This window comes from Kitasatospora sp. NPDC059599 (genome assembly GCF_042735125.1).
Lineage (GTDB): Bacteria > Actinomycetota > Actinomycetes > Streptomycetales > Streptomycetaceae > Kitasatospora.
On sequence record NZ_JBHWCL010000106.1, the window covers coordinates 23,079 to 32,322 of the forward strand.

7 protein-coding genes and 2 pseudogenes are annotated in these 9,244 nt (G+C 73.8%); all 9 read left to right on the forward strand.

Translation table 11 applies throughout. The annotated features are described in order from the left end of the window. Positions 1–155: 155 nt before the first annotated feature. The 9 genes and pseudogenes from ACFV04_RS30085 to pyrE all read left to right on the forward strand — a co-directional run bounded on the left by ACFV04_RS30085 (position 156) and on the right by pyrE (position 9,048). Positions 156–713: a YbjN domain-containing protein gene (locus tag ACFV04_RS30085; RefSeq protein ID WP_380533787.1), complete on the forward strand. Its 558-nt coding sequence runs from the start codon at positions 156–158 to the stop codon at positions 711–713. Between the two features lie 119 nt (positions 714–832). Beyond that, positions 833–1,327: pseudogene (locus tag ACFV04_RS30090) on the forward strand (aminotransferase class I/II-fold pyridoxal phosphate-dependent enzyme); the annotation flags it as partial. A gap of 544 nt (positions 1,328–1,871) precedes the next feature. After that, positions 1,872–3,032 carry a pyridoxal phosphate-dependent aminotransferase gene (locus ACFV04_RS30095; protein WP_380533789.1) on the forward strand — a complete coding sequence of 387 codons (1,161 nt, stop codon included), beginning with the start codon at positions 1,872–1,874 and terminating at the stop codon, positions 3,030–3,032. Positions 3,033–3,169: 137 nt separating this feature from the next. Beyond that, positions 3,170–3,940, forward strand: a complete 771-nt coding sequence (locus ACFV04_RS30100; RefSeq protein ID WP_380533791.1) for an MBL fold metallo-hydrolase — start codon at positions 3,170–3,172, stop codon at positions 3,938–3,940. 116 nt (positions 3,941–4,056) lie between these two features. Continuing rightward, positions 4,057–4,504, forward strand: a pseudogene (locus ACFV04_RS30105) (hypothetical protein); the annotation flags it as partial. A 408-nt stretch (positions 4,505–4,912) separates the two neighbouring features. Next, complete coding sequence (locus ACFV04_RS30110; protein WP_380336997.1) at positions 4,913–5,443, forward strand: DUF2617 family protein; 531 nt, start codon at positions 4,913–4,915, stop codon at positions 5,441–5,443. 307 nt (positions 5,444–5,750) lie between these two features. Then, on the forward strand, positions 5,751–7,283 hold the full coding sequence (locus ACFV04_RS30115) for a polyamine aminopropyltransferase (RefSeq protein WP_380533796.1): 1,533 nt from the start codon (positions 5,751–5,753) through the stop codon (positions 7,281–7,283). Positions 7,284–7,382: 99 nt separating this feature from the next. After that, the gene (locus ACFV04_RS30120; protein ID WP_380533793.1) at positions 7,383–8,468 is read left to right on the forward strand and encodes a hypothetical protein; all 1,086 of its coding nucleotides are present in this window, start codon (positions 7,383–7,385) and stop codon (positions 8,466–8,468) included. A gap of 43 nt (positions 8,469–8,511) precedes the next feature. Next, positions 8,512–9,048 carry an orotate phosphoribosyltransferase gene (gene pyrE / locus ACFV04_RS30125; RefSeq protein WP_360260136.1) on the forward strand — a complete coding sequence of 179 codons (537 nt, stop codon included), beginning with the start codon at positions 8,512–8,514 and terminating at the stop codon, positions 9,046–9,048. The last annotated feature ends 196 nt before the right edge of the window (positions 9,049–9,244 follow it).

A 9,244-nucleotide genomic window follows, 5' to 3' on the forward strand; every position in this document is an offset into this window, starting at 1 on the left:
CCGGACACCCCCGGACGGCCCCGGACGGCCCCGGGAGGAAGATCGGCGCGCCCCCGGCTGCCCCTGTGAGCGAGGGCCCGGATGAGGCAGGATGGGAGGTGGAAAGGGCGGCCTCTCATTGCCGGCCACCACGTGCACTGAGGAAGAGGACCCCCATGAGCATCGACCCGTCGTCCATCCCGTCCTTCGGCGCGCCCCAGGGCGGCCAGCCCGGCGGCCAGGGCGGGGGGCCGGCCGGCCCGCCGCCGATCATCGTCCCGGACCAGAGCCTGGTCACCCAGCTCCTCGACCAGATGCAGCTCAAGCACGTCGTGGACGAGGAGGGCGACCTCACCGCCCCCTGGGAGGGCTTCCGCGTCTACTACATGTTCCGCGGCGAGCAGAAGGAGCTCTTCGCGGTCCGCGCCTTCTACGACCGCGCCTACCCGCTGGAGAAGAAGGGCGAGATCCTCGACCTGATCGACGAGTGGAACCGCGAGACCCTCTGGCCCAAGGTCTACACCCACACCCACGAGGACGGCGTGGTCCGCCTGATCGGCGAGGCCCAGATGATCGTCGGCACCGGCGTCAACCTGGACTACTTCGTGACCACCACCGCCAACTGGACCCAGGCCGCGGTCGGCTTCGAGCAGTGGATCGTCGAGCGCCTGGGCCTGCAGAACGAGATCGAGGGCGAGGACGGCGAGGCCCCCGAGGGCACCGACGAGGCCTGATCCCGCCCCGGCACCGTCCGGCCACGCCCCGGCACGGCCCGACACCGTCCGGCACGGCCCGCCGCCGCGCTCACGCCGGTGGCGGGCCGTTCTTGTCCCCGGCCCCCGGCTGTCCCGGGATGGGCGCGACGATCTCCGTCGAGATGTCCGCCCTGGCCAGCGCCACCGGATCGATCAACCTCGGCCAGGGCTTCCCCGACACCGACGGGCCCGAGGAGATCCGCGAGGCCGCCGTCCGGGCCCTGCGCGAGGGCCGCGGCAACCAGTACCCGCCCGGCCCAGGCATCCCCGAACTGCGTACCGCCGTCGCCGAGCACCAGCAGCGCTTCCACGGCCTCACGTACGACCCGGACACCGAGGTCCTGGTCACCGCCGGCGCCACCGAGGCCATCGCCGCCGCCCTGCTCGCCCTGCTGGAGCCCGGCGACGAGGTGATCGCCCTCGAACCCTTCTACGACTCCTACGCCGCCTGCATCGCCATGGCCGGCGCCGTCCGTATCCCGCTCACCCTCCGGGCCCCGGACTTCCGCCCCGACCTCGACGAACTGCGCGCCCTGATCACCCCGCGCACCCGCCCGCTGCTGATCAACACCCCGCACAACCCCACCGGAAGCCGGCGCCTCCGTACCGCGCACTCCAGGGCATCTGATATTCCATCAGGACCACATGACGGCACACCGACTGGGCATCCTCCCAAGAAAGGAAGCACTGCTCGGCATCATCGCCGCGAATCACGAGGGGGGCTCTACATGAACCACGGGAGCAAGCGAGCGGGAGGGTGGTTGTTCCTGGCCTGCACCTTGCTGGTGCTGGCCGTCGGAGCCATCGGAACCGCAGTGGCACTGCACACGGTCCTGACCACGCTACTGCTGACGGCGGCAGCGGCCTGCCTGATCGCAGTCGGCGTTCGACTCCTGGGCCGAACGGGCAAGGCCGGCTGAGTCGATTACCGACCAGCCTACCGGCGGTGATTTCTGCGGTGCCGGGTACTTCAGGACCCACTGCCGCTCAGGGGTTGCAGCCGGGGCACAGGCTTCTGCGCCCCGGCTGCTCTTGCGTACACCGGCCACCTCAGTTCGAAGCGCACCAAGCAGGGTTGTCCCCGGCCCCCGGCTGTCCCAGGATGGGCGCGACGACGACGCGTGAGGAGCCTTTCGCATGGGAACCAGGCCGCTGCTGAACCGCCGACTGACCGGGATGGGCACGACGATCTTCGCCGAGATGTCCGCCCTGGCCACCGCCACCGGATCGATCAACCTCGGCCAGGGATTCCCCGACACCGACGGGCCCGAGGAGATCCGCGAGGCCGCCGTCCGGGCCCTGCGCGAGGGCCGCGGCAACCAGTACCCGCCCGGCCCCGGTATCCCCGAGCTGCGCACCGCCGTCGCCGAGCACCAGCAGCGCTTCCACGGCCTCACCTACGACCCGGACACCGAGGTCCTGGTCACCGCCGGCGCCACCGAGGCCATCGCCGCCGCGCTGCTGGCCCTGCTGGAGCCCGGCGACGAGGTGATCGCCCTGGAGCCGTTCTACGACTCCTACGCCGCCTGCATCGCGATGGCCGGCGCCACCCGCCGCCCGCTCACCCTGCGGGCCCCGGACTTCCGCCCCGATCTCGACGAGCTGCGCGCGCTGATCACCCCGCGCACCCGGCTGCTGCTGATCAACACCCCGCACAACCCCACCGGCACCGTCCTCACCGCCGACGAGCTCGCCGGCATCGCCGCCCTCGCCGTCGAGCACGACCTGCTGGTGGTCACCGACGAGGTCTACGAGCACCTGGTCTTCGGCGCCACCCACCACCCCATCGCGGCCCTGCCCGGCATGCGCGAGCGCACCGTCACCATCTCCTCGGCCGGCAAGACCTTCTCCTTCACCGGCTGGAAGGTCGGCTGGGTCACCGCGACCCCGGCCCTGGTCGCGGCCGTGCGCACGGCGAAGCAGTACCTCACCTACGTGAGCGCCGGCCCCTTCCAGTACGCCGTGGCGGAGGCGCTGCGGCTGCCCGACGCGTACTTCGACACCCTGCGCGCCGACCTCTCGCGCAAGCGCGACCTGCTCTCGGCCGGCCTCACGGCCGCAGGCTTCCGCGTCTTCGAGCCCCAGGGCACGTACTTCGTCACCACCGACATCACCCCGCTCGGCGAGAAGGACGGCATCGAGTTCTGCCGCGCCCTGCCCGAGCGCTGCGGGGTCGTCGCCATCCCCAACGTCGTCTTCTACGACAACACCGAGGCCGGTCGTAGCCACGTCCGGTTCACCTTCTGCAAGCAGGACGCCGTCTTGGAGGACGCCGTCACCCGCCTCCAGCGACTCTGACGCACGAGGCCCGCACAGCAGCGGGCTGCGCCCCGCCCGGAGTCCCGCGCCGCTCCGGCCAGTTGGGGGAATAGCAGGAGTCGTCGTGGCCTTGTCCATCGACGCAGTGATCTTCACATGCTCAAGGGGGCGGCACAGTGACTCAGACGACCATCCAGTACGTGGGCGGGCCCACCGCGCTGATCGAGATCGGCGGGCTGCGCCTGCTGACCGATCCGACGTTCGACGGCCCCGGGGAGTATCCGATCGGCGCCCGGGTCCTCGCCAAGACCGCCGGCCCGGCGGTGGCCGCCGAGGACCTCGGCCCGGTGGACGCCGTCCTGCTCTCGCACGACCAGCACCCCGACAACCTGGACCGGGCCGGCCGCGAATACCTCGCCGCCGCTCCGCTGGTGCTCTCCACCTCTGCCGCCGAGGGCCGGCTCGGCGGGTCCGTCCGGGCGCTGGCCGACGGCGAGCACGTCGACCTGCCGCGGCCGGGCGGTGGCACGCTGCGGGTGACCGGGGTGCCCGCCCAGCACGGCCCGGACGGCAGCGAGCACCTCGTCGGGGAGGTCACCGGATTCGTCCTCACCGGAGAGGGTCTGCCCACGGTCTACGTCAGCGGGGACAACGCCTCGCTGGACGTGGTGCGGACGATCGCCGACCGGGTCGGCCCGGTCGACGTCGCGGTGCTGTTCGCCGGAGGCGCCAGCACGCCGCTGATACCCGGCGCGTACCTCACGCTGACCAGCGCCCTGGCCGCCGAGGCCGCTCGCATCCTCGGGGCCCAGCACGTGGTACCCCTCCACTTCGAGCACTGGGGACACTTCACCCAGGGCCCGGAGACGCTGCTGGAGGCCTTCACGCAGGCTGGTGTACGAGAGGCGCTGCGCGTGCCCGAGCCGGGGGAACGACTCACGGTCTGAGGAACATCCGGGTCCGCGGGCCAGGGTTCTCCTCGCGCGCGCACGGGCGTACGAACGCGGAGTCGGCCGGGTGACGGCGAGCCCCGAGCCGGTCGCGGGCATGCGCACGCTACTGCTCGGCCGTGCGCACGGCCGAGCAGTACCTCACGTACGTCAGAGCCGGCCCGTTCCGGTACGCCGTCGCCGAGGCACTGCGGCTGCCCGACGACTACCTCGACGCGTTCCGCGCCGACCTGCTCCGCAAGCGCGACCTGCTCGCCGACGGCTTCGAGGTCTTCGACCCCGAGGGCACGTACTTCATCAGGAAGTCCGCCCACAACGCTCCGGTGAGCAGGCCCCCGAGGAGTCGGAGCGGCAGGGCCGGCACGCCATGGCCGAGAACCCGACGCCGGCCGTAGCCTGATCCGCTTCACTTTCTGCAAAAGGGATGACGTCCTCCAGGAGGCCGCGTCCCGTCTGCAGCGCCCCCGAGGGCTCGCGCGCCCCCTTTCACGCCCTTCATCCGGCAGCGACCCCACCTCGAAGGCGATTCTGAGGCATCATCAACTGACCTGGCCGGCCTGATCGTTTGCCGCCACGGCCGGACACCCGGCAGCCCGTCCGACACTTCTCCGCCGCTCTCTCCGCCCCGTGCGCGGAGGGCAGCGGAGTGTGATGCGCGCGGAGGGCGCACAACCGGCGCGCACGGCGCGTGACCCGGTGACAGGGGCGCGCGCTGTGCAGAGTCGCACACCGGGTCGATCAGAGTCGGGGAGCAGGTGTGCTCGAAACGGTGAATGCTTGACAAAGTTGGGTAAATCACCGGCGGGCTCGGCGTATTCATGCTTCTCTGCTGCTGAATCTCCAGCCGGAATCCTTCCTTCCACGGTCGGCCGCGCCCAGGGCCGCACAGCCACGAACAGCCTCGCCATCGCCTAGGCCTACTCGGTGCTGCTCGGCGGGCGCGCACGGAGCTGAAACGCGGAGCCGAGCATGCTCACCACACTGCAGACCTCCTACACGGACACCCGCGCCGGTGACCTGGCCTGGTGCCTCGGCGGCGACCCGCTGCCCGCTCTCGCGGTCCGCGACCTGAGACTCGACGGGGGCGGCGGCCCGGGCCCGACCGGCACCCTCCAGCTGCGGCTGCTGGGCGCCTCGCACCAGGTGGTGATCGACGCCGGCCCCGGCCGGTGCCTGGAGACCGTCGCCTGCCTGCCCGGCCGCCGCACCCCCCTGCCGGCCCGGGTGGCCAAGCAGGTCGGCGGCTGGGAGTACGAGTTCGCCGCCCGGATCGAGGCGCTGCCGCCGCACGACTTCGCGGCCCGCGCCCAGGAACTGCTGGCCCTGGTCGAGGGCCACCCGCGCGGCCTCGCCGGGGTCTTCCCCGGCGACCCGAGCGCCTTCACCGCACTCGTCACCCAGGGCGGCACCGACCGCCTGCTCTGGCGGACCTGGCACGCCTACCCGCAGGAGGGGCAGCTGGTGTGCACCCGCTCCTCGCTCGTGGTGTCGGGTCCGTGACCGCCGCGAGCCCGGGCGGAAGCACCGATCCGGACATACGCTGCCAAGCGCAGGCCTGCGAATCGTACGCAGGAACGGTTCGTCAATCCGACGTCGTCCACTGTCCGTCGGATGGGCGCAGCTATCCGTCCCGTACGTCCCCTAGCGTTTGTTCGTGATCAACCATCCGGCCAGTCCGCCCGCACGCCCGCGAGTGGACCTCGACGACGGCACCCCACCCCGGCCCGGGCACCGCCTCGCCCCACTGCCCGCCCGCCGTCGATCCCGGCTGCGCTCCTGCCCCCGGCTCGCCCGGCTGACCGTCCTGATGGCCGCGTTCGTCTGCGCGGCCTGCGGACTGGTCTACGAGCTCGAACTGGTCGCGCTCGGCGACTACCTGCTCGGGGACACCGTCACCCAGACCTCCGTCGTGCTCTCCGTCATGGTGTTCGCGATGGGCCTCGGCTCGCTGCTCGCCAAACGGCTCACCGGCCGGCCCGCCACCGCCTTCGCCCTCGTCGAGTGCGCACTCGCCCTCACCGGCGGGCTCTCCGTCCTCGCGCTCTACTCCAGCTGGGCCTGGCTCGGCCGCTACCAGGCCGCCATGGTCGGCCTCACCTGTGTGATCGGCATCCTGATCGGCGCCGAGATCCCCCTGCTGATGACCCTCGTCCAGCGGATCCGCCGCGAGGACGCCGGCCGCGCCGCGGCCGACCTGTTCGCCGCCGACTACGTGGGCGCGCTGATCGGCGGCCTCGCCTTCCCCTTCCTGATCCTGCCCGCGCTCGGCCCCAGCGACGGCGCGCTGCTCACCGGCGCCGTGAACGCCGTGGCCGGCTCCGCCGTCGTCCTCTGGCTGTTCCGGGAGGAGCCCGCACCGCGGGTACGACGGCTGCTCTGGGCCGGCTGCCTGCTCGTCCTCGCCCTGCTCGCCGCCGCCGCGGCCGGCTCCGACGCGGTCGAACGCGCCGCCCGGCACGCCCTCTACGGCGACCAGGTCCGCTACGCCACCCGCAGCCGGTACCAGGAGATCGTGCTCACCGGCCCCACCGGCGGCCCGGTCCGGCTCTACCTCGACGGACGGCTCGCGGTCTGCGGGCCCGACGAGTACCGGGCCGACGAGGGCCTGGTCCACCCGGCCATGGGCGCCGGCCCGGACACCCGCGTCCTGCTGCTCGGCGGCGGCGACGGGCTGGCCCTGCGGGAGGTGCTGCGGCACCCCGGTGTCCGCTCCGTCCGGCTGGTCGACACCGACCCCGCGCTCCCCCGGCTCGCCCGCAGCGACCCCGGGCTCGCCGCCCTCGGCGGCCACTCCCTGGACGACCCCCGGGTCCGCACCACCGCCGCCGACCCGATGGCCTGGCTGCGCGGCGCCGACCCGGACGGGCGCACCGGTACGGCCGCGGACGCGAGCGCCGGTGCCCCCGGCGGCGACGGACCGTACGACGTCGTGCTCGCCGACCTGCCCGCACCCGCCGACGGCGGCCCGGTCAAGTTCCACTCCCAGGAGTTCTACGGCCTCGCCGCCCGGCTGCTCTCCCCCAGCGGCCGGATCGCCGTCCGGGCCGGGAGCGACCCGGACGGCCTCTGGCGGATCGACTCCGGCCTGCGGGCGGTCGGACTGCAGACCGCGCCGTACGCCGTCCCCGGCAGCCCCGACGCCACCTGCCGCCCCGGCCCGCCGGACACCGCGCAGAACTACCTCCTGGCCGCCGCCACCCGCCCCCCGCTCACCCTCGCGCCCGACACCCCGCCGCCCCGCGCGCTCACCCCCGACACCCTCCGCGGCTCCGCCGACCGCCTCGACTCCCACCGCCCGAGCCGTCCCCCGGCCCCCCTCACCCTCCTCAGCCCCCGCTGACCCGGGACCGTCCGGCCGCGGGGCGGGGCGGGTGGGGCGGGGAAAGTCCGGTGGTGGTGGGTAGGGACCGGGCGGGCTCGGGTCGGTAGGCTCCGTGGCATGGAGCATGAGGTTGTCGTCCCGATGCCCGCCGAGCCGGTGAGGCAGGCCCTGCAGGATCCGGCGCTGCTGGCGCGGAGTGTGCCGGGGCTGAGCACCGAACCGGCGGCGGTCGGGGGCGGCCCGGCCGCGGAGATCGGCGGGCGGCTGAAGCTGCGGATCGGCGGCTCCACGATCACGTACAAGGGCGTGCTGTCGCTGATCGAGGGCCGCGAGGGCGTGCTGACCGTGCTCGCCGAGGGCGAGGAGGCCCGGGGCAGCGGCGAGGCGACCGCCACCGTCCGGGTCAGTGTCGCGGACGGCGCCGAGGACGGCACCGCGGTGATCCGCTTCACCGGCGACCTGAGCGCCACCGGCCGGCTGACCGAGTTCGACGAGGAGACCCTCGACGCCACCGGCCGCCGGCTGCTGGACCGCTTCGCGGCCGCCCTGGTCGCCCCGGAGGACGTACGGGACCGGGACGCCGAGCAGGACGACGCGCAGGACGACGACCGGGAGCAGGACCGGGACGAGGACTCCGCGGCCGGCACCGCCGGGGTGGTCTTCATCGAGGACCGCCAGGACCAGCCCGGCGACGACCTCGACGACGACCTCTCCGATCTGATCGCCTTCTCCGACGCCGACGCCGAGCGCTTCGGCCTCCCCACCGGCTCCGCCGACGACGAGGACGACGTCGAGGACGCCGAGGACGCGGACGAGGACGGCGGCCACCGGGACGGCGACGCCGCCGAGGCGGTGGACGACGTCGAGGACGGCTCCGGGGAGCAGGACGCCGTCGCCGAGGAGATCCCGGTCGAGCCGCTCTTCGCGTACGAGGAGGAGCCGGTGCTCTCCGGTCCGGTGCGCCGCAGCATCGTCGGCCGGTCCGCCGAGGAGGTGGACCACGCCCCGCCGCGCGGCCCGTACGCCCCGGCGCTGCCGGCCCGCAGCGCGCGGGCCCGGGCGGCGTCCCGCTGGGGCGGCGAGGCGGGCGGGATCGTGGTGCCGGGCGCCGGCGGCCGCAGCGCGGTGCCGTGGGTGATCGGCGGCTCGGTGGCGCTGCTGGGCGGTGCCGTGGTGCTGGTGAGGGCCCTGCGCCGCCGCTAGCCGGGAGCGCCGGGGGCGTCGTCAGGCCCTAGACTGAACGCTCATGAGCAACGACCGCGACGCCCTGCTGGCACAGATCAAGGACAAGGCCGTCGTGCACGGCAAGGTCACCCTCTCCTCCGGCAAGGAGGCCGACTACTACGTCGACCTGCGCCGGATCACGCTGGACGGCGAGGCCGCCCCGCTGGTCGGCCGGGTGATGCTGGACGCGACCTCGCACCTGGAGTACGACGCCGTCGGCGGTCTGACCCTGGGCGCCGACCCGGTGGCCACCGCGATGCTGCACGCCGCCGCCGCGCGCGGGCAGAAGCTGGACGCCTTCGTGGTCCGCAAGGCCGGCAAGGCGCACGGTCTGCAGCGCCGGATCGAGGGCCCCGAGGTGAAGGGCCGCCGGGTGCTGGCGGTCGAGGACACCTCCACCACCGGCGGCTCGGTGCTGACCGCCGTCGAGGCGCTGCGCGAGGCGGGCGCCGAGGTGGTCGGCGTCGCGGTGATCGTGGAGCGCGGCGGCGCGGGTGCCGTCGAGGAGCAGGGCCTGGCCTACGTGACCGCGTACGACCTGGACGACCTGGGTCTCTGACCCGCGGGGCCCGCACGGGGACGATCCCCGCGACGGAAGCCGCACGAACACACCCCGCAGCGAACCGGCCGGTCCGGCCCGCGCCCGGCGGCGGACGACAGAGGGCCGGGTCCGTTTCACGTGAAACACGGGGTACCGACCCGGCCCGTCGCCCGGCGCGGGAGGCGGGCGCGCAGCCCCCCCGGGGCCGACCGCC

Bases quoted from the DNA above. Each gene is read 5' to 3' on its own strand.
- ACFV04_RS30085 (WP_380533787.1), top strand. From the start codon at position 156: ATGAGCATCGACCCGTCGTCCATCCCGTCCTTCGGCGCGCCCCAGGGC.
- ACFV04_RS30095 (WP_380533789.1), top strand. From the start codon at position 1,872: ATGGGAACCAGGCCGCTGCTGAACCGCCGACTGACCGGGATGGGCACG.
- ACFV04_RS30110 (WP_380336997.1), top strand. From the start codon at position 4,913: ATGCTCACCACACTGCAGACCTCCTACACGGACACCCGCGCCGGTGAC.
- ACFV04_RS30115 (WP_380533796.1), top strand. From the start codon at position 5,751: ATGGCCGCGTTCGTCTGCGCGGCCTGCGGACTGGTCTACGAGCTCGAA.
- ACFV04_RS30120 (WP_380533793.1), top strand. From the start codon at position 7,383: ATGGAGCATGAGGTTGTCGTCCCGATGCCCGCCGAGCCGGTGAGGCAG.
- pyrE (WP_360260136.1), top strand. From the start codon at position 8,512: ATGAGCAACGACCGCGACGCCCTGCTGGCACAGATCAAGGACAAGGCC.